At 57.5% G+C, this 20319-nt stretch carries 20 protein-coding genes and 1 pseudogene; 12 read left to right on the top strand and 9 right to left on the bottom strand.

The features are described 5' to 3' along the window. Positions 1–609 carry an ECF transporter S component gene (locus CEPID_RS04425; RefSeq protein WP_047239926.1) on the bottom strand — a complete coding sequence of 203 codons (609 nt, stop codon included), beginning with the start codon at positions 607–609 and terminating at the stop codon, positions 1–3. A 180-nt stretch (positions 610–789) separates the two neighbouring features. Next, entirely contained in the window at positions 790–1230 is a 441-nt protein-coding gene (locus tag CEPID_RS12870) for a DUF2218 domain-containing protein (RefSeq protein WP_083984377.1), read from the bottom strand. Between the two features lie 453 nt (positions 1231–1683). On the opposite strand from CEPID_RS12870, the pseudogene CEPID_RS04415 reads away from it, so the two are divergent. Further along, positions 1684–1860: pseudogene (locus CEPID_RS04415) on the top strand (patatin family protein); the annotation flags it as partial. A gap of 34 nt (positions 1861–1894) precedes the next feature. Here CEPID_RS04415 and CEPID_RS04410 read toward each other — a convergent pair. Then, a protein-coding gene (locus tag CEPID_RS04410) for an IS3 family transposase (protein ID WP_144413386.1) occupies positions 1895–3120 on the bottom strand; the annotation gives its coding sequence in 2 pieces (ribosomal slippage) (positions 1895–2841 and positions 2841–3120; 1227 coding nt in all). Positions 3121–3138: 18 nt separating this feature from the next. Between CEPID_RS04410 and CEPID_RS04400 the strand changes: the two genes are divergently transcribed. Together CEPID_RS04400 and CEPID_RS04395 are read left to right on the top strand one after the other, a co-directional pair. Then, positions 3139–3885, top strand: a complete 747-nt coding sequence (locus CEPID_RS04400; protein WP_052843381.1) for a patatin-like phospholipase family protein — start codon at positions 3139–3141, stop codon at positions 3883–3885. Positions 3886–3943: 58 nt separating this feature from the next. Beyond that, complete coding sequence (locus CEPID_RS04395) at positions 3944–4864, top strand: DUF808 domain-containing protein (RefSeq protein WP_047239923.1); 921 nt, start codon at positions 3944–3946, stop codon at positions 4862–4864. Here the strand turns inward: CEPID_RS04395 and zupT are convergent. Continuing rightward, complete coding sequence (gene zupT / locus CEPID_RS04390) at positions 4861–5643, bottom strand: zinc transporter ZupT (protein WP_047239922.1); 783 nt, start codon at positions 5641–5643, stop codon at positions 4861–4863. The genes CEPID_RS04395 and zupT overlap by 4 nt on opposite strands. Positions 5644–6085: 442 nt before the next feature. Between zupT and CEPID_RS04385 the strand changes: the two genes are divergently transcribed. Next, positions 6086–6697 (top strand): hypothetical protein, encoded by a 612-nt coding sequence (locus CEPID_RS04385; protein WP_047239921.1) that lies wholly within the window; start codon positions 6086–6088, stop codon positions 6695–6697. Between the two features lie 119 nt (positions 6698–6816). On the opposite strand, the gene ychF is transcribed toward CEPID_RS04385, so the two are convergent. Further along, positions 6817–7902 carry a redox-regulated ATPase YchF gene (gene ychF / locus CEPID_RS04380; RefSeq protein WP_047239920.1) on the bottom strand — a complete coding sequence of 362 codons (1086 nt, stop codon included), beginning with the start codon at positions 7900–7902 and terminating at the stop codon, positions 6817–6819. A gap of 70 nt (positions 7903–7972) precedes the next feature. Between ychF and CEPID_RS04375 the strand changes: the two genes are divergently transcribed. The 3 genes from CEPID_RS04375 (at position 7973) to CEPID_RS04365 (ending at position 11555) form a co-directional block, all read left to right on the top strand. Then, positions 7973–9472: an AI-2E family transporter gene (locus tag CEPID_RS04375; protein WP_456236252.1), complete on the top strand. Its 1500-nt coding sequence runs from the start codon at positions 7973–7975 to the stop codon at positions 9470–9472. A 36-nt stretch (positions 9473–9508) separates the two neighbouring features. Beyond that, entirely contained in the window at positions 9509–10618 is a 1110-nt protein-coding gene (locus tag CEPID_RS04370; protein ID WP_047239919.1) for a DNA recombination protein RmuC, read from the top strand. Between the two features lie 103 nt (positions 10619–10721). Then, a complete protein-coding gene (locus CEPID_RS04365) occupies positions 10722–11555 on the top strand; it encodes a DUF6542 domain-containing protein (RefSeq protein WP_144413446.1) in 834 nt (277 codons plus the stop codon). Between the two features lie 60 nt (positions 11556–11615). Here the strand turns inward: CEPID_RS04365 and CEPID_RS04360 are convergent, their stop codons facing one another. After that, on the bottom strand, positions 11616–12578 hold the full coding sequence (locus CEPID_RS04360) for a 4-hydroxy-3-methylbut-2-enyl diphosphate reductase (protein WP_236684294.1): 963 nt from the start codon (positions 12576–12578) through the stop codon (positions 11616–11618). Between the two features lie 84 nt (positions 12579–12662). On the opposite strand from CEPID_RS04360, the gene xseA reads away from it, so the two are divergent. After that, positions 12663–13901, top strand: coding sequence for an exodeoxyribonuclease VII large subunit (gene xseA / locus CEPID_RS04355; RefSeq protein ID WP_047239916.1), 1239 nt, complete (start codon positions 12663–12665; stop codon positions 13899–13901). Between the two features lie 11 nt (positions 13902–13912). Further along, on the top strand, positions 13913–14158 hold the full coding sequence (locus tag CEPID_RS04350) for an exodeoxyribonuclease VII small subunit (RefSeq protein ID WP_047239915.1): 246 nt from the start codon (positions 13913–13915) through the stop codon (positions 14156–14158). A 25-nt stretch (positions 14159–14183) separates the two neighbouring features. On the opposite strand, the gene CEPID_RS04345 is transcribed toward CEPID_RS04350, so the two are convergent. Continuing rightward, positions 14184–14705, bottom strand: a complete 522-nt coding sequence (locus CEPID_RS04345) for a DUF4245 domain-containing protein (RefSeq protein ID WP_047239914.1) — start codon at positions 14703–14705, stop codon at positions 14184–14186. A 256-nt stretch (positions 14706–14961) separates the two neighbouring features. Here CEPID_RS04345 and glpX point away from each other — a divergent pair, with 256 nt between their 5' ends. Continuing rightward, positions 14962–15957 carry a class II fructose-bisphosphatase gene (glpX, locus tag CEPID_RS04340; protein ID WP_047239913.1) on the top strand — a complete coding sequence of 332 codons (996 nt, stop codon included), beginning with the start codon at positions 14962–14964 and terminating at the stop codon, positions 15955–15957. Between the two features lie 335 nt (positions 15958–16292). Here glpX and CEPID_RS12440 read toward each other — a convergent pair whose 3' ends face one another. Then, positions 16293–17204, bottom strand: a complete 912-nt coding sequence (locus CEPID_RS12440) for a hypothetical protein (RefSeq protein WP_158408023.1) — start codon at positions 17202–17204, stop codon at positions 16293–16295. A 280-nt stretch (positions 17205–17484) separates the two neighbouring features. Here CEPID_RS12440 and CEPID_RS12435 point away from each other — a divergent pair, with 280 nt between their 5' ends. Together CEPID_RS12435 and CEPID_RS04325 are read left to right on the top strand one after the other, a co-directional pair. Further along, complete coding sequence (locus CEPID_RS12435) at positions 17485–17787, top strand: LPXTG cell wall anchor domain-containing protein (RefSeq protein WP_144413445.1); 303 nt, start codon at positions 17485–17487, stop codon at positions 17785–17787. Between the two features lie 288 nt (positions 17788–18075). Continuing rightward, positions 18076–19482 carry a class II fumarate hydratase gene (locus CEPID_RS04325; RefSeq protein ID WP_047239911.1) on the top strand — a complete coding sequence of 469 codons (1407 nt, stop codon included), beginning with the start codon at positions 18076–18078 and terminating at the stop codon, positions 19480–19482. A gap of 67 nt (positions 19483–19549) precedes the next feature. Here the strand turns inward: CEPID_RS04325 and CEPID_RS04320 are convergent, their stop codons facing one another. Then, on the bottom strand, positions 19550–20218 hold the full coding sequence (locus CEPID_RS04320; protein WP_052843375.1) for a GntR family transcriptional regulator: 669 nt from the start codon (positions 20216–20218) through the stop codon (positions 19550–19552). Between the last annotated feature and the right edge of the window lie 101 nt (positions 20219–20319).

The raw sequence follows: 20319 nt of genomic DNA, 5'->3' as shown, positions 1-20319 counted from the left end.
CTAGACGAGTTCGCGTCGCTCGCGTCCAGCGGCAAAGCGATCCAAAGCGCCGGTGGCCGCCAGCGCGCGGGTAAGGACGAAACCAAAAACGCCCGCGAGCAGCGCCCCGGAAATGGCGAAACAGATCAGGTAAATGACGTTGTACTCCATCCCCTTCGCGAGGTTGCCGGAAAGGAACAACTCCAACACGAACGCGCCAATCGCCGCGCCGACTCCAGCGAGCATCGCGACGGGAAGACGGAAAGACCGGTACGCAAAAACAAGGAAGATGAGCTCAGCACCCAGACCTTGGGCCAGTCCGGAGTACACCGTTTCAATCCCCCATTGGTTTCCCAGAGCTGCTGAAACGCAAGCGGCCAGCAGTTCCACAAACAAAGCTGCGCCGGGTTTACGGATAATCAGCCCACCAAGCACGCCACCGAGCAGCCACACCCCAGCGGCCAGGCCGCCAAAACCAGGCGTGACAGCATTCATCGCTTCATACCAGGCGTAGCCGATCGAATTCCACACCCAGAAGATGAGCCCCGAGGCGACCGCAAGGACCACCGCCACCACGATGTCGACTACGCGCCAGGAATTCTTCGCAGGGCGGGATGCAGAGCTAGTCATGTATTTCTTCCTCACTACGCCGGCATTACCCGGGTCAGTTTGTTACGGTTTGCTCGTCTGGTTCGAGACATCTCAGCCGCACCGCAACTGTCCTTGGAAGGGCAATTGCTTTGCAGCACCCGTGTGAATTTCTAGTTTTTTAAGCTCCGGTTGCATGACGGCAACAGGCAACGCTTTACCTTAGCACTTTCGGGTCTCGCTCGGGGCAGTGGCTGCCTGGGGCGAGGGCATGTAGCGACGGATTACTTGGTGCCAGGCGCGGTGGATTACTTGGTGCCAGGCGCGGTGGATTACTTGGTGCCAGGCGCGGTGGATTACTTGGTGCCAGCTGACTACGAGTTCGTCCCGGACGCCGAATCTTTCGACATGACCGCCAACCACGTGCTCAAAACGTTCGAGATTTTCCGGGGTGGTCCACAGATTCATCATTAACGCGCCTTCCTCGCAGGTGAGTTCTACCCGCGCGCTACCTTCTTCCGGGGCAAAGGAAACGTCGCCTTTTTCCGCCTCACTATCCCAAATTGTCGTTGCTTTCTTCCCAAAGTGTTGCGTGAGCTGCTTGGCGTATCGAGCGGGGCGGTCAGTTGCGACTGTGGCGATGGAATGTAGTTCATTAGTCACACCCAAGGTTATACAACATAAAGTTAGGCTAACCTTATTGATTCGAGTCGGGCTTACTCACTGGTCGGCAGTCGATGTCTGGCGCTCAATGGCTTGTGCTCGACGGCTGAGGATCGGCTCTGGTGCTCGACGGCTGGCGCTCGACGGCTGGCGCTCGGCGCTGGCGCTCGACGCTGGCGCTCGATGCGCAATAGCTTCAAAAGCGCTATGTCGTCCCTTCGGGGTAGTCCGACTACGCAGAAGGGCAAAAATTCGCCAAAAATCGAGGCTATACGTAGTCCGACTACCGCGAAGGGACGACATAGCAGATGTGCAGCTCAAATCAGGCACATCGCCCACACCAAACCTCAGCAACACCCCACACCAAACCCCAGCAACACCCCACACCAAACCACACCACCAAACCACAGCAACACCCCGCACCAAACCACACCACGGCTTAGTATGAAACTCATGTCCTCGACACCGCGACATTTCCCCCGCATCGCCCTCGTCATCGAAGGTGGTGGCACCCGCAATTCTTACACTGCCGCACTGATTTCCAAGTTCCTGTCAGAAGGCATCTCGTTTGGCTGGGTGGGAGGTATTTCCGCTGGCGCTTCACACACCGTCAACTTTCTTTCCGGGGATCCAGTCTGAAGCGTCCTGGGTTTTGTTCCGCTTCTTATACGGGGGTCAGCTCGCTGACCCGGGTGTGATTATACATATCGATGATCTCTGCAGGGCTCTTATATCCGAGGGCTTCGTGGAGGCGCTCGTGGTTCCACCAGTGGACCCAGTTCAACGTCGCAAACTCGACCTCGGTCAGTGAGAACCAGGGCTGGGAATAGATCAGCTCGGCTTTGTACAGGCCGTTGACAGCCTCGGCTAGCGCGTTATCGTAGGAATCACCCACGCTCCCGGTGGAGGGCTTGATCCCGTAGTCAGCGAGTTTCTCGTTGTAGGCAACACTCGTGTATTGCGAGCCATGATCGGAATGATGCGTCAGATCCACCAGAGTATCTTTCGCTCCCTGAATGGCCTGCTCGAGTGCCTCTAGTGGTAGCGCCTCGGTTTTCATCGAAGAACGCGTCGCCCAACCCACAATCTTGCGGCTATACACATCAGTAACGAACGCTGTATACACGAAGCCGGATAGGGTTCGTACATACGTGATATCAGCAACCCACAGCTGGTTGGGCCTACTGGCCTTGAACTGCCGATTGACCAGATCCGGACGAGAATCTACTTCCTGAACGGGCCGGGTTGTGATTGGGGCGCGTCCCCGGCGAACACCCTCAATTCCACCGATTCTCATGAGCCGAGCCACCTGGTCACGGCCAACATCCCAACCAGCACGCCGCACTGCATGCCACATCTTCCGCACCCCGTAGACGCTGTAATTCTTGGTGTGGATCTTCTTGAGCTCATCGATCAGGATCCTGTCTCGTATGCTTCTGGCGCTCGCTGGCCTGCTCTTCGCCAGCCGGTAGCCACGAGAGGTGATAAACCCTCCCTCCAGACTCACGCCCAATACCCGGCAAATCGGCTCGACCCCGAAACGATCCCTATACTCATCAATATAAGCAATCATTATCGGGCCGGACGGTCGAGCTCCGCTGCGAAAAAAGCCGAAGCAGTCTTCAAAATCTCATTCGCCCGCCGCAACTCCGCAACCTCGCGTTTGAGCCGTTTAATCTCCTCATGCTCTTCACGCGTAAGCCCCTGCCGTTCACCCGCGTTCACTAAATGCTGCTCGTACCAGCGGCGCAGCGATTCATTCGCGATCCCTAGCTTCGGTGCGATCTCATTGACCGCCTGCCACTGAGAACACGAGCCATCATCGGCTAAACGATCGATCAGCATCCGCACCGCGCGATCCTTGAACTCCTGTGAATACCTCTTGGCCATGTTCCAATCCTCTCAAAAGTGAGTAGGAACAAAACCCAGGACGCTTCAGTCCGAGTTCGGGAAGCGTTCGTCGAAACGCCTGCGCACCGCGCGGCTGGGGGTTGGGTTTCGCTGCTGCGTGGGCGTGGCTATTTTGACGCAGAATATCTCTATGAAACCTCCACCGGCGCCGACCAGCCGTTTCCCTTTGATTTCGACGCCTTCCATGCGAACACCACCCCGTTTCGGATCGGGGCGGTCCGCGCGGACACCGGGGAGATGACCTATTGGGGACGCGAGGACATCACCGACAATGCGAGCCTGGTGCGTCGAGTGCGGGCGTCGTCGACAATGCCGGGCCTCATGCGCACGCCCATTATCGACGGACACCCCTATGTCGACGGCGCCCTCGGCCCCACTGGCGGTTTCCCCATCGATGCTGCGCTTGACGACGGGTTCACGACGTTTCTCGTCGTGATGTCCCGGGCCCGCAGCTATGTCAAAAGCCCGGTCACTCGTCCGGGCCTGGTCTGGCAGACATTTCGCCGTTTCCCCGCTGTTGCTGAGGCCATCATCCAGCGACCGGAGCGCTACAACAACACCCGGACGCAGCTTTTCGAACTCGAGGCCAACCACAGCGCCTATCTCTATTGCCCCACCGACCTGACCGTGAGCAACCGCGAGCGCAACCTGGCCAAACTCCAAGCATCGTACCGAGCTGGCGAACGTCAGGCCGAACTCGAATGGCCAGACATCCTCGCCTTTCTAGAGCGACACTCAGAGTAGTCCTACCGTAAGCTGGGAGCGTTACCTTGACACCACGACCCGGAGGAGAATCACCCCAATGCCTGGTGGTTTAGCTGCACTGCTTGACGACGTCGCCGCGATTGCCAAAGTCGCAGCTGCAAATATGGATGATGTGGCCGCCGCTGCGGGCCGCACGAGTGCCAAAGCTGCGGGTGTTGTTGTCGACGATGCTGCTGTTACCCCGCGCTACGTTCAGGGCGTCACGCCTGCCCGGGAACTGCCGATCATTTGGCGAATCACCAAGGGCTCGTTGGTAAACAAGATCATCATCATTTTGCCCCTGGCCCTGGCGCTCAGTCAGTGGGCTCCCTGGGCGCTGACCCCGCTATTGATGCTAGGTGGCACCTATCTCTGTTTCGAAGGCGCTGAAAAGGTCATTGAAAAACTCAGTGGTCACGGCGAGGATGACTCTCCAGCAGCCAGCGAAGGCGAACAATCCGAAGACAAATTGGTCCGAGGAGCAGTCACCACCGACTTCATTCTATCCGCCGAAATCATGGTGATTTCCCTCAACCAAGTCACCGATCTTGCCCTCCCCATGCGGGCAGCCGTGCTGTTCGCCGTCGCAATCGCCATCACGCTCGGTGTATATGGTTTCGTTGGGCTGCTCGTCAAGATGGACGACATTGGACTACGCATGGCGGGGCGCAAGAATTCCGCCTCCCAGAATTTTGGAAAAGCGCTGGTCAACGCAATGCCCAAGGTCCTGTCTGCGATCGCTATCATCGGCACTTTTGCGATGCTCTGGGTCGGCGGACACATCATGCTGGTTGGTTTCGATTCCTTGGGTTGGCATGCTCCACTCGCCATCGAGCATCACCTCGTTCACCTCGTCGAAGGTGCAGGCTCGTTCATTTCCTGGCTGGTAGAGACGATCTGCTCGCTCATTTTTGGCGCGATCTGGGGCGCGATCATCGCTGGGGTCGTGATGCTCCTCCCGCTACCAAAGAAGCACTAAAGAAACAGCAGCAAGCTCAACGCCATCACGGCCATCCCCACCACCAAGCCGTACACCGCGGCATGGTGCTTTCCGGTGGCTTCCGCGGTAGGCAGGAGCTCATCCAACGAAATGAACACCATGATTCCGGCGATCATTCCGAACGCAATTCCCATGGTGGTAGGTCCCAAGAAAGGCAGCAATACCAGGTAGCCCACCAGCGCACCTAGGGGTTCCGCCAAACCTGTAATCGCCGCCCACTTAAATCCTTTCCAGCGCGAGCCGGTGGCCTGCCATAGCGGAATCGCCACAGAAATCCCTTCGGGAATGTTGTGTATGCCGATGGCGATCGCCACCGGCAATGCGACCTGCAGGGAATTCATTCCCGAAAGAAACGTGGCAAAGCCTTCGGGAAAGTTGTGGATACCAATCGCCAGAGCCATCATCAGGCCCATCTTGGAAAACGCCTGCGCAGATAAATCTTGGCCGTCGCCGACGTGTGTCTCGTGGGGGTTGACCGGCTCGGGGACCAGGCGGTCAATAATCCCAATCAGGAGCACTCCGGCAAAGAAGGCCCCGGTCGCCGCCCAGGCACCCCGCTTTTCCCCAAAGCTTTCCTGCAGATTAGCCGTGGCCTCTGGCATGATCTCCAGGAAAGACACCCAGAGCATCACCCCAGCAGAAAACCCCAGGGCAGCGGCAAGAAAGAGCTGAGTCGGTTCCCGCCGTTTCAACACGACGAGGCCGCCAATGGCCGTCGATAAGCCGGCGGCAAGCGTGAGAGCGAAAGCTAGTATCATGATAAATCCTAATGAAACCAGCTACCGATACTCGCGCGCAAATGGAAGTAGCGAAAGCTGGCCTTATCGACGGACAAATGAGCCAAACACATAGTGCCACCGCAAGTGCGCTGTGCTCGAGGTGGCGCGTCGAAAATCGCCTTGCTTCTAGATGAAATCTGGATCGATCCCCACGAGTAACTTGATCACAGCGACCGATATCTTACGGAGTGTCGAGTTGAACGGGCTCGACACTCCTGGCGCTTTCACCTTTACATAACGAGGTAGTGCTGCCGCAAGAATCGACGAGCAACACCCACAAGAACGACTACATGCAGGTTGAATTTTTCGGCTAGTTCCAGCGTTTCTGGCCACTTGGGAACAATTCTCACGCTCGCTGCATCACAAATGTGTCCCCATTGTTCATCCGGCTCCACGAGCCGCCTCGCCATAAGGAGTACTCATGCGTCGACTTTCCCTCACTGCCCTAGCTGTCATCTCAATCTGCACGCTCAGCGGTTGTGGTGCCCCAAGTGTTTTAGATGCTCTGCCAGGATCTAAAGAAACGCCAGCCGCCGCTGCCCCAGAAGCTTCAGACTCTGCCCCGACGAGTGAAAAGAAGTCGACCTCGAAGCCTGCCACCTCCAAGAGCACGAGCGCACCAAAGTCCGAGCCCTCGGGCGCTGCTACCGAGTCCGATTCCGAGTCCAAGTCCAAGCGCACGGAAGCAGCGGAAGCAGCGGATGATTCTGCCGACGGCGCCTACACTAAGGAAATTGATCCGGAACAACAGAAGATACTCAAGGATGCGCTCGTGCCGATCATCAAGGAATACGCTGAGAATCCAGAAACGGACACGGTTACCGGACAAATTCGCTTTGACAAGGACATGAAGCCAAACAATTTCTCCAAGTTCACCGTCAACGGCAAACCATTCGGTATTGATGGCCCGGTGCGCAAGGATGCCGAAAAAGCACTAGCACCACTTGCTGACACTCCAGAATCTGAGCGCTTCTCCAAGCTGGAGTTCAAGTACTCGAATAACATCCTCGAAGCGAAGGTCACCTACCGCTAAAGCGTTTGCAATCAGGCTAAAAACTCGGATAAAAAATACCGCCTACCTCGCCACAGTCAATAGCAGTGACGAAGTAGGCGGTATTGATTTTCCCCGTTACTATGCAGGCACGGAAAGAATTAGCCGCCAATCTTGAAGTCGCAGACATCGCCGTCCTGCATGACGTAGTCCTTGCCTTCCATGCGCATTTTGCCCTGAGCTTTCGCTTCCGCGATGGAGCCCAAAGCGTCCAAATCCTCGAAGGAGACGATTTCGGCCTTGATGAACTTCTTCTCAAAATCAGTGTGAATAACGCCAGCAGCCTGTGGTGCGCTCCAGCCCTGCTTGATGGTCCACGCGCGGGATTCCTTCGGACCAGCAGTCAGGTAGGTCTGCAAGCCCAGGGTGGCGAACCCTGCCTTCGCCAGCGAGTGCAGGCCCGGCTCGTGCTGCCCCACGGACTCGAGGAGCTCTGCAGCTTCTTCCTCATCCAGTTCCAACAACTCAGTTTCGGTCTTTGCGTCGAGGAAAACGCAGTCTGCAGGCGCAACCAGGGCGCGCAATTCTTCCTTACGTGCCTCGTCGGTGAGCACGGCCTCGTCGGAGTTGAAGACGTAGAGGAACGGCTTGGCGGTCATCAGGTGCAAGTCACGCACGAGGGAGAGGTCGATCTCCCCGTTCTTGGCCGCCGAGAACAGCGTGCGGTCATCCTCGAGGATTTCCTGGGCCTTCTTCGTGGCAGTGACATGGTCGGCCAGCGCCTTGTCCTTCTTGGCTTCTTTCTCCAAACGTGGCAGCGCCTTTTCGATGGTCTGCAGATCAGCCAAGATCAGCTCGGTGTTGATCACGGAGATGTCCGTGGAAGGATCAACCCGACCGTCGACGTGGATCACGTCGTCGTCGGCAAACGCACGGACGACCTGGCAAATCGCGTCGGCTTCGCGGATGTTGGCCAGAAATGCGTTACCCATGCCTTCACCCTGGGAGGCGCCTTTGACGATGCCGGCGATGTCTACAAAAGACACTGTCGCAGGAAGGATGCGTTCCGATCCAAAGATCTCGGCGAGCCGGTTCAGGCGCGCGTCGGGAAGCTCGACGAGGCCAACATTCGGCTCGATCGTGGCGAAGGGATAGTTCGCCGCGAGAACATCGTTGCGGGTCAGGGCATTAAATAGCGTGGACTTGCCCACATTGGGCAGGCCGACGATTCCAAGAGTAAGGCTCACGGAAGTCCATACTAGCAATCACCCCTCGATACGCTGCACATTTACCCAGATACCTCCCTACCCTCTCAAAATGTGCAAGATTGTAAGGGTGAGTGATAACCCGCAGGACAATGGCACATCCATGCCAAAGAATTTTGCCAAACCGCCCGAGCTGCTTGACGACGAGCGCTTGGCTAATTCTCGCCTGCCTGAAGAAGCCTCACGAACCTTTGCCGAGTTGGAGGGCGCCGACCATATCGATCGCTCATTCATCATCGCCGAAGGGGCAAAAGAGCTGGCTAGCTGGTGCTTACGCCTGCTCCTGATCGCGGCTGCCACCTACATGGTGTGGTTCGTGGGCAAACAAGTGTGGCAGGGGTTGCTCCCCATTGCCTTGGCGCTCATTGTGTCTTCCGTGCTCTGGGGGCCAACGCAATGGCTGCGTAATCTCGGGGTGCCCAAAGCGCTCGCGGCAATCTTGGTGATCTTGGGTACAGGTGGCGTCTTCACCGGGGTCATGATGGCCATCGCCCCCTCCATTGGCCGGCAATCACAAACGCTGTACCTGCAGACTTTCGAGCTCATGCAACGCACCCAGCTGTGGCTACTCGGCCCTCCCTTCCACCTCAAAGACGACGACCTAAATGACTTATTTGCCAGTGCCGTCAACTGGCTCCAAGCACAATCTGGGAAGATCGCCGAGGGGCTGTTTGCCGGGCTGGGTGCAGCCTCAGTCTTCGCCGTGACGCTCGGCGTGGTACTGGTGCTCACTTTCTTCTTCCTCAAAGACGGCGATAGCTTTCTACCCTGGCTGCGCAGCGTCACCGGACGTCGCGCAGGCTGGCACCTCACCGAGCTACTTACCCGCGTCTGGATCACCCTTTCCGGATACATCCGCGCCCAAGCGATCGTGTCGTTGGTAGATGCTGTCGTCATCGGCGGCGGCCTCGTGCTCATCGGCGTGCCGATGGCACTTGCGCTGGCCACCATCACTTTCTTCGCCGGTTTCATACCGATTGTTGGCGCCGTAGTCGCCGGCGCTCTGGCGGTGCTCATCGCGTTGGTTTCCCTGGGAGTAACCAAAGCCCTGCTGGTACTCGCCCTGGTGATCGCTGTCCAACAATTGGAAGGCAATATTCTCTCGCCGCTCCTGCAGTCGCGCGCCATGAATCTCCATCCCGTCATCGTGCTGATCTCCGTCACAATCGGAGGCAGCCTGTTCGGCATCATCGGCGCTTTCCTCGCCGTCCCAGTTGCGGCCACTATCGCCGTCTTCTTCCGCTACCTCAACGACATCATTGCGCTACGCAGCGGGGAAAAGACCGCCTCCGAAATCTCCTTCGCCACCGATGCTGGATCCATCACCGGAGTCTGGAGCGAAGAATTCGGGCGCAAGCTTCGCGACGCCACACTGCCCCGAATCCTGCCGCAACGGCACACTGCCGTCGACGACGAGCCTGGGACTGCACACCCTACATCTACCGATGCCAAGTCACTAACAAGTACCGACATCGTCGGCGAACTTATGGATCGGGCGAGCAACACACCGAAAAAGTTCGCACGTTTGTTCCAAAAATTCCCTCGTCGCTAAGCTAGTTTGTCGCCCCCTTCTGGCAAGCTCAACTCTATGAACTCTGCCGCACTATTCCTCCTGCTCGGCCTGACGATTGGGCTCGTACTCGGTTGGACGCTAAAGTCCGCCCGCACCCTATCGCAGGATCCACATCAACTGGCGGCGCTGATCTCCGCGACAGTGCGCGCCGAGGGAATGGAGAATTCACAGCGCGCTGGCACGGAAATCTCCAACCGGGTATCTGATTCACTTCACCCGCTTGCCGATGCGGTCGCTGGGCTTTCCCAACAGGTACACCAGATTGAGATAGAGCGCGCCGCCACAATGGCGCAGCTAAGTGCCCAGATCCAAACAATGGGGCGCACTTCAGCCCAGCTTTCAGACAAAACCGGGAAGCTAGTCACTGCACTGCGAGCACCCCAAGTGCGCGGGCGCTGGGGCGAGATTCAGCTTGAGCGGGTTGTCGAGCTAGCCGGAATGGTTCAACATTGCGACTTCGACACTCAAGTCAGCGCACCTGGCATTCGGCCGGACATGGTGGTGCGGTTGAGCGGTGGGCGCAACATTATCGTGGATGCAAAGGTTCCGTTTGTCGCCTATTTGGATGCGCTCGAAACTGAGGACCCGGAGGAGCATGAGGCACATCTGCGACGCCACGCGCATCATCTGCGCAGTCATGTGACCCAACTTGCAAGCAAGGAGTACCAACGCACCTTCAGCCCCACCCCGGAGTTCGTGGTGCTGTTTGTTCCCGCCGACCCGTTTCTCGACGCTGCGCTGCGCACCGACCCCGAGCTTCTCGAATTCGCCTTTGCCAAGAACGTTGTGCTGGCGACCCCCACCACTCTGATGGCTTTGCTCCGCACAGTTGCACTTGGCTGGCAGCACGATGCAATCGGCGAGCAGGCCATGCGGATTCAGCAGTTAGGCTCCGAGCTTTATCGACGGATCGGGACGCTCGGGGAACACATGGAAAAACTGAGGTCGAACCTGGAGAAGTCGGTGGATTCTTACAACTCGGCATTGGGAACGCTAGAGTCTCGGGTTTTTGTCACCGCGCGGAAAATGGAGGAAATGAACATCGTCCCTCCATCCCAGCCTCCACTGCCGGAGATCACTTTTGCCGAAAGCCATCCCCGTCATCCGCGTGATTTAAGCCACTGAGCCAACGCGCAGCTGCCAACAAACTGCAGGTTGTGGAAAACGAAACCAGAAACTGGGCGGGATTTTCGAGTTTTAGGACGCCAAACTAGTAAACTATCCAATCGTGTCTCAACCTTCGACTACTCGATCCCGCGCTCGCCGCCATCATTCGGCGCCCGCGAGACCGGGAGTCTCCACCTGGACGGCGAGCAGCATCATCATTGCTGCGCTCGCTACCGGGATGTTGCTGAGCTGGAACGCTCACGAGATTAGTTGGCCGTATTGGGTTTGTTTCGTCGTAGCAGCCCTTTCGATGACCATTGTCGTCGAGTTGCGCGGCCTGTTCCTGACCGTTGCTCAACTTCCACTACTTTTTGGTGTTTTCACCATCGTAACGGGTTGGCTGGTAGCGCAGAGCAACATCTCCGCATCCGCCGATAGTTTGTCGAAGACGATGTTGCTGTCGGCCCTGTATCCGCTAGCCCAGTACTTCCCACAGCTCGCGGCCACAACTGCGGGATGTGCGGTGATCGCTTATCTGCGCTATCGACACGGTGTATACCAAGCGAAAGTGCAGCAGCAGGCATTCATCGCCCAACGCCAAGAACAAAGTCGCGCTGATCAACGCAATCGCGCCACCACCACTATAGTTCGGGAGATGTCCGAACGGACCCGGCGCAATCGCTCCGCCGAGCGGCGCAAAACAGTCACTGTCGAAGAGCTGGTCCGCAACGCGGAAGAGAAGAAACGGATGCGCACCGCACGTGGACGCTCTGTCCCGCCACGTCGGGAACCTGGGGAATCCGTGCGAAACATGCCGTCGATTGAAGAGGTCACCCGTAAGCGCGAGTCCTCTCGCCGTCCGGACGCCTCCCGTGACTCAGCCCTAGGCAAAAGCACCATGCCCGCACCACAGCCAAAACGACGCCCATCGCTCGACGACGACCTCTATCAGTAAATCCCTCCAGGTATCAACCCGGAGGGTGAGTTTAGCGCTACGCGCGATTAACTGGTCGCCTTAGCGCTGCGCGCGATTAGCTGGTCGAAGGTCTCGAGGTAGGGAGAAAACGATCTTCTCCGCAGCAGTTACTACTTCTTCGACGTCGTGGAAGCCGAAGCTCTCGAGGTGCGTGAGCACTTCCCGTACCAGGATCTCCGGCACCGATGCGCCCGAGGTAATACCGACCGTTTCCACTCCCGACAACCATGCATCATCGATTTGGTTAGCGTAGTCAACCAGGTAGGAAGCCTTCGCACCGTTTTGCAAAGCCACTTCCACCAACCGCTTGGAGTTAGAGGAATTCTGGGAGCCCACCACAATCACGAGGTCACACTTCGGAGCGATAGCCTTGACGGCTACTTGCCGGTTCTGCGTGGCGTAGCAGATGTCGTCGCTAGGCGGGTCGATGAGGTTGGGGAATTTGGCCTTGAGCAGGTGCACAATTTCCATGGTTTCGTCTACAGAAAGGGTGGTTTGCGAAAGCCACACCAGCTTTTCCTCAGGCCCGAACTCGAGCTTTTCTACACCCTCGACGCCGTCGACGAGGTGTACGACGTCGGGAGCTTCACCAGCAGTGCCTTCCACCTCTTCATGGCCTTCGTGCCCGATGAGAAGGATATGGTAGCCGTCACGAGCGAAGCGCTTTACCTCATTGTGAACCTTGGTAACTAGCGGGCAGGTAGCGTCAAGGGTCTTGAGCTCGAGCTTCTGCGCTTCTGCATGGACCGCCGGCGATACGCCGTGCGCTGAAAACACTAGGTGTGCGCCTTCTGGAACCTCGGTGGTTTCATCGACGAAAATAGCACCTCGCTCAGCGAGAGTGTCCACCACATAGCGGTTGTGCACGATCTCCTTGCGCACGTACACCGGAGCTCCATATTTGTCCAGGGCTCGCTCTACGGTTTCCACTGCGCGGTCAACGCCGGCACAATATCCGCGCGGCGCGGCTAGCAATATTTTCTTCTGCGAAGTTTCTTCCATGGCCACTAGCGTACCCAGCAACATAGTCAAACGCCTAGAATAAGTGGACGACTGTCCAAACCCTTTATCTGCGTAAGGAAATTAATGAGCGCGTCGTCGACGCCTGAGACTCCGTGGCCAGTACGGGAAGTCAATGAAAAGGTCAAAGGCTGGGTCGAAAAACTTGGCCATATCTGGGTCGAGGGACAATTGACCCAGGTCAATGTCAAGCCCAGTTGGAAGCTGTCCTACTTGACGCTGCGGGACCCCGAAGCCGAGGCTTCAGTCCAGGTCACCTGCCCTACTTCACTGATCACCCAATCCTCGACCCCGCTCCAGGATGGCGATCGCGTGGTGGTCTACGGCAAGCCGGCTTTCTATGTGGGGCGCGGCACGTTCTCGTTATGGGTAACAGACATCAGGCATGTGGGAGTCGGCGAACTCTTGGCACGCATCGAGCAACTTCGTCACAAGTTGGCGGCTGAGGGGCTTTTCGACGCCGAGCGGAAGAAACCACTCCCCATCCTGCCCAACACCATCGGACTTATCACCGGCCGTGGCTCTGCCGCCGAGCGCGATGTTTTGTCGGTGGCGCAACAGCGTTGGCCTGAGGTGCAGTTTCGGGTAATCAATACCGCCGTACAGGGCGCGACCGCGGTAACCGAAGTCATCGCGGCGCTGGAAGAGCTTGATCGAGATCCAGCGGTTGACGTCATCATCATTGCGCGCGGAGGCGGTTCCGTCGAAGACTTGCTGCCGTTCTCCGAGGAAGCCCTGCAGCGTGCCGTAGCCAGTGCCACCACACCAGTAGTTTCCGCCATCGGCCACGAACCGGACAACCCCGTGTTGGATAATGTTGCCGACTTGCGCGCAGCTACCCCTACCGACGCTGCAAAGCGGGTTGTCCCCGATGTGATGGCAGAACGGCAGCTCATTAAGGAATTGCTGCTGCGCTCCCGTGCCGCGCTCCGCGGATGGGTAGAGCGGGAACGGCGCGGTTTGGAGTCGGTCCGTTCCCGTCCGGTACTGGCTAACCCTTTTACTCCTATCGAAGTGCGTCGCGAGGACATTGCTCAGGCGAAAAACACCATCAGGCGAGACATCCAACGCCTCATTGTGGCGTTACAGCGCGAAACCGCGTCGTTGCGCGCGCAAGTATCGGCGCTGGGTCCAGCGGCAACCCTAGCCCGTGGCTACGCTGTGGTGCAGGTGCTCCCCCGTGACGGGTCGGAGCCTGAGGTGGTCACCAGCGTGGCACAATCACCGCCTGGCAGCCAGTTAAGAATTCGGGTCGCTGATGGTTCCATCACGGCCGCAGCCATTGCCACCAAACGAGCAGATTAGGACTTTTGATAGTGAACCAAGATGCATTCGGCACTGGAACCCCCGGCCAAGACGCTTTCCCCGCAGTAGAGACGCTGAGCTATGAGCAGGCTCGGGAAGAACTCGTGGAGATCGTTAAAATCCTCGAACTGGGCCAGATGGGGTTGGACGAGTCCCTGAAGTATTGGGAGCGAGGAGAAGCCTTAGCAAAACGATGCGAGCAACACCTGGATGGTGCTGCTCGCCGGGTAGAAGAAGCATTAGGTAGCGCGGAATAAGGCGTCGAAAAGCGCCCGAAGGGGCCTACGGCTTTGGGATGGGCTGCGCTTGAAGCGTGTTGTGGGCCAGCTGGGTAAATTCTTCGTCTGAGCAGGTGCCAGAGAAGATCAGGCGGACATCGCCCAGGTCAGCTGCCCAGACGTCGCGAACGTTGCGCTCCTGCGAGGTGAACTTCTTGAACTGCTGCCCGTCAACCTCGATGGTGCCTTCGGCCGAGCGAGCGTTATCGTCTACGTTCTTGAGCGCCTTTTCCAGTGGCTCGTCGGTCTGCACGAGCTGGAGGTAGGCGCCGTTCTTCGTCACCCACCCCACCACTGGAGCGGGCTTGCCGTTCACTGTTGAGCGACGCGCCGAATTAGGGGTCCAGCCTTCTGGATCTGCTGGTAGCCGGACCGGGAAGTTCATCGCGCGGGCCTCAAACTGCATCATCTGCTGGGCGTCGACTTTTTGCACCGGCCCATTTTCCGGGGCGCCCCGGTTGAAACTGCACATGCCAGTGAAGGCCACCGACATCGCCATCAACACTGCAATGACCAATAGCGACATCGAGATGTCTTTAGTGCTTTGAAATATTCGAGGTTTGTTCTCAGCCACCCAAACAGTATGGCAGATCCCCCCGCGCGAGACCGATTCCCCAACCCAACTAGCCCCGAAAACCCATGAATTATGACTCCTACGACCGAAAATAGGTGTAAATGAGGCCAGACACTCGAATTGTTTGCAACAATAGTTTTATCTGCCACTGACTGTGACAGCTGGCTTATCGACGTCTATCCCCTTGCCATTTGGAGGCTTTGCACTAATGAGTACCCAGGAAATCCCAGATCGTAACCTAGCCATGGAATTGGTTCGCGTGACTGAAGCAGCGGCCCTGGCATCCGGTCGGTGGGTCGGTCGCGGGATGAAGAACGAGGGCGATGGCGCGGCTGTCGACGCCATGCGCAAGCTCATCAACTCGGTGAATATGAAGGGGGTCGTAGTCATTGGTGAGGGCGAAAAGGACGAAGCCCCAATGCTGTTCAATGGCGAGGAAGTCGGTACCGGTTTCGGTGCGGAAGTAGACATTGCAGTAGACCCGGTTGATGGCACCACCCTCATGGCGGAAGGTCGCCCCAACGCGATCTCTGTTCTGGCAGCCTCGGAACGAAGCAGCATGTATGACCCATCGGCGGTGTTCTACATGAACAAGATCGCCGTGGGCCCGGAAGCCGCTGGAAAGATCGATATCACTGCTCCTGCTGCGCACAATATCTCTGCCGTTGCTAAGGCAAAGGGTATTGCTACCTCGGACGTCACCGTCGTTGTGCTGGATCGGCCACGCCACACCGACCTCATTAAGGAGATCCGGGAAGCTGGCGCGAAGGTGCGCTTAATTTCCGACGGCGACGTCGCAGGCGCCGTCGCAGCTGCCCAGAATTCCAATTCTGTGGACATCATGATGGGTATCGGTGGGACCCCCGAAGGCATCATCGCAGCATGCGCAATGAAGTGCATGGGTGGCGAAATTCAGGGCATGCTCGCCCCGAAAGACGATGCCGAGCGCGAAAAGGCAGTCGCAGCTGGCCACGACCTTGACCGCGTCCTACTCACCAACGACCTGGTCGCTTCAGACAACTGCTACTTCGTTGCAACTGGCGTGACCAACGGTGACATGCTGCGTGGCGTTTCTTACCGAGCCAACGGCGCAACCACCCGTTCACTCGTTATGCGCTCAAAGTCCGGCACCATCCGGTACATCGAATCAGTTCACCAACTGCAAAAGCTGCAGGAATACTCCGTGGTCGATTACACCCGCTAGTTTTTTTATTCAGCCTTACGACCACTCCACTCAGTGGAGTGGTCGTTCTTTTTTTTGTTTTATAGGATTCCAATACCTTACCCCCCCGGATTGCATATTCAGGTTTCAATGAGATAAAACTCGCAGATTCGCCTAAGTGATGACCCCTGCTCATCCCCCCTAAAGCAACATTTGCCGAAATCTTATGCCCGAACGGTTAGATATTCGTTAAAGCGACGAGGTAAATTGAGTTTTTTCAGAGCTTAAATAGTGTGGAGGGTAGTTGACATATCACCGTTAGTGGAATTAGTCTCACTCCTCATACCTTGAACAATTCTCATAAAGATAGTTGTTTATTAACTAGATAGTAAGGCTTTGCTAACAATGAACCGCTTGAACAACACCGCTCCAACGGCACCCATCACCGCTTCTTCAATCCGTTGGATGCGCGTACTGGTTATTACCAACACAGTTGTATTAGCTGGAGGACTAGCGAGCATCTCTTCCCCTTTGGCCAATAGCCAAACGACGACAAACACCACTTCTTCGTCGTCATCCCTACAGATTTCTCGCACCCTGACGGGCACGATCAACGTTGATCTCGAGGGATTCGAATGGGTAGTCGACACAACGACCCCTGAACCGACACCACTCAACCCATCTTCCACGACCCCAGCTTCGAGTACACCAGCAGCGACCACTGCCGTAACGTCCACCGAAGCAACACCTGTGGTCACCACCACGGAAACAACGACTGCCACCACCACAGACCCGGCGCCCGCAGCCACCACCACGGAACCAGCAGCCACCACTACCGAAACAGTGGCCACCACCGAAACAGCGGCCACCACGGAAACAACGACTGCTACCACCACAGACCCGGCGCCCGCAGCCACCACCACGGAACCAGCAGCCACCACCGAAACAGCAGCCACCACGGAAACAACGACTGCCACCACCACAGACCCGGCGCCCGCAGCCACCACCACGGAACCAGCAGCCACCACTACCGAAACAACAGCCACCACGGAAACAACGACTGCTACCACCACAGACCCGGCGCCCGCAGCCACCACCACGGAACCAACAGCCACCACCACCGAAACAGTGGCCACCACCGAAACAGCAGCCACCACGGAAACAACGACTGCCACCACCACAGACCCGGCGCCCGCAGCCACCACCACGGAACCAGCAGCCACCACGGAAACAACAGCCACCACGGAAACAACGACTGCCACCACCACAGACCCGGCGCCCGCAGCCACCACCACGGAACCAACGGCTCAAACAGTGACCGGTTCAGTTCCTGTAGTTACCTCCGTAGCTACCACGAGCACAGCTTCCTCGACTTCGTCACCGACTGTCGTTACGGTACCCACGGCTCCACCTCACACCGGCCAAAGTGGCACTACGGGATCAACTCCTTCATCTGTTCCATCAAGCACGACCACTGTTTCTCAAACTTCGGGCGTCGTAAAGCCGAGTGCAGAAGCGAGTGCTTCTTACCTCCCACTGCTGTCTTTGGCTGCAATTCCGCTTGCGGTTGTGCCTATTTTGATGCCGACTTCCTCTGCAGGACATGTTCTGGGAATTAATAATCCAGCTCCGGCCTCCCAAACGGATCGTGTGCTAGGTGTGAGTAATCCTGCACCTGCGCAAGGACACACCACGTCCAATGCGCAACCCTCGGTTCCACAACAGGTAGAGCTCAAGAATGCTGATCGCGCAGCTACGACTCAGGGGCGTGCGCTCGCTAACACTGGGGCAAGCGTGTTTCAGCTGATGTTGCTGGCCTTGGCGACGCTCGTCGCTGGATTGGCCTTCGCGATCCGCCGCAAGGCTGACTAATGGATCCTCGCTGTGGGTAGGCAAGCGCCCTGCCATCCACTCCCTCTCCTTAATTTTGTGCGACTCGCCAAATACACGCCATTTGGTGCTGCTAGCTGCACAGACTCCTGAGGAGGGGGATTTTTGTGTTGCACCGAATTGAGACGTCAATCATAAGCGGAAATTAAGTGCCCCCTAAGCCACATTGCAGACCATAAATGGGTAATACTGGATGGGGTGGCTTGTCCTCCGTAATGAGGCCCAAGCCAGATCGTTTTGCGTTTCAACCATCAACTAAAGGTGAGAAATATGACTGAGCAGGAATTCCGCATCGAACACGACACCATGGGCGAGGTCAAGGTCCCAGTCAACGCGCTCTGGCGTGCCCAGACCCAGCGCGCCGTGGAGAACTTCCCAATTTCCGGCCGTGGCTTGGAGGCCCAGCAAATTCGCGCCATGGGTCTGCTGAAGGCTGCGTGCGCCCAGGTCAACAAGGACAAGGGCTTGCTGGATGCTACCTTCGCCGATGCCATCATCGCTGCTGGCAAGGAAATCGCAGAGGGCAAGCACGACGCTGAGTTCCCTATCGACGTGTTCCAGACCGGTTCCGGCACTTCCTCCAACATGAACACCAACGAAGTCATCGCATCCATCGCGAAGGCTAACGGTGTGGAGATCCACCCTAACGACCATGTCAACATGGGCCAGTCCTCCAACGACACCTTCCCTACCGCGACCCACGTCGCAGCCACCGAAGCCGCTGTCAACGACCTGATCCCAGGCCTGAAGGTGCTCCATGCATCCCTGGCTAAGAAGGCCACCGAATGGAAGGACGTCGTTAAGTCCGGTCGTACCCACCTGATGGACGCGGTCCCTGTGACCCTCGGCCAGGAGTTCGCAGGCTACGCACGCCAGATCGAGGCCGGCATCGAACGCGTTGAGGCTACTCTGCCTCGCCTCGGCGAGCTGCCGATCGGTGGCACCGCCGTCGGCACTGGCCTGAACACCACTGCTGACTTCGGCGCACTCGTCACCGAAGAACTCAAGAAGCTCACGGGTGTGGCTGAGCTGCGCGAAGCTAAGAACCACTTCGAGGCCCAGGCAAACCGCGATGCCCTCGTCGAGTTCTCCGGCGCAATGCGCACCATCGCCGTGTCCCTCACCAAGATCGCCAACGACATCCGCTGGATGGGCTCCGGCCCGCTCACCGGCCTGGGTGAAATCCACCTCCCAGACCTGCAGCCAGGCTCCTCCATCATGCCGGGCAAGGTCAACCCTGTTCTGTGCGAAACCGCAACCCAGGTCGCCGCACAGGTCGTCGGCAACGACGCCGCCGTAGCATTCGGCGGCGCACAGGGCGCATTCGAACTCAACGTGTTCATCCCAATGATGGCTCGCAACGTGCTCGAGTCCGCTCGCCTGCTGGCAAACACCTCCCGCGTCTTCGCAGAGCGCCTTGTCGACGGCATCGAGCCAAACGTCGAGCGCATGCGCACTCTGGCTGAGTCCTCCCCATCCATCGTGACCCCGCTGAACTCAGCTATCGGCTACGAAGCAGCTGCGAAGGTCGCTAAGACCGCTCTGAAGGAAGGCAAGACCATCCGTCAGACCGTCATCGACCTCGGCTTTGTCGACGGCGAGAAGCTGACCGAGGAAGAGCTGGACAAGCGTCTAGACGTCCTCGCGATGGCCAACACCGATCGCGACAACTTCTAAATCGCTGGGCTTAACTAGCCACAAAAAGGCCGGTGCATCTCGCAATGATGCACCGGCCTTGAGCTATCTAGCCACCAATTGACATCTCGCCCAAAATACGGGCCTCAGATTCCTGCAGGTAGCTTGCCAAGCTTTCATGTGCCCGTTCGAATTCACCTACGCGAAGCTTCTGCAGAATCTCCTGGTTCCGGTCCAAGAAAGGCGCGTGCACATTCTCGTTAGTTCCCACGGCCATGAATGCCAACCGGGAGTGCGCCATCGCCAACCGAACATTGTCTACAAGCCTCGGAATCCCAGAAGCACCCACCAGCGCCGCGTGAAACTCATTGTTTTGTACGCCAACTTGGTTCCAGTCCCGAACTGATGCTGCAGTGAGCGCCACGTCGATCACTTTCGACATCACCACAAGCGCGTTTTGGGCGTCAGCGGTGCAGTCCGCAAAAAATTTGATGGATCCGAGTTCAAGGAAGCGTCGATAAGCGAAAAGCTCTACCACTTCGCGCGGGCTGAGCACCTTCACGAACACTCCGCGGTGTGGGATGTGCTCCACCAGACCATCGCGGGCGAGCATTCTAAAGGTTTCGCGGAGGGTATTTCGGGAAACGCCGAGGTCAGATGCTAGGACGGCTTCGAGAAGTTTGTCCCCAGAGGCAATGTCGCCACCGAGAATGCGAGCGGTAAGAATTTCAGCAAGTTGGTTGGGCGTGGCCGTCATAATGTCCAGCTTAAAGGGCATTGAGTTAATTGTCACAGGCGCTACCTACCAGGGTCACTTAAATCTGTAATTGTGTCGCGGGCCACTAAGCCCTATACTAGGCCATACTTTGTTCAACGATC

This window comes from Corynebacterium epidermidicanis (assembly GCF_001021025.1).
GTDB classification, from domain to species: Bacteria; Actinomycetota; Actinomycetes; order Mycobacteriales; family Mycobacteriaceae; genus Corynebacterium; species Corynebacterium epidermidicanis.
This window is presented reverse-complemented; position numbering and strand designations above follow the sequence as displayed.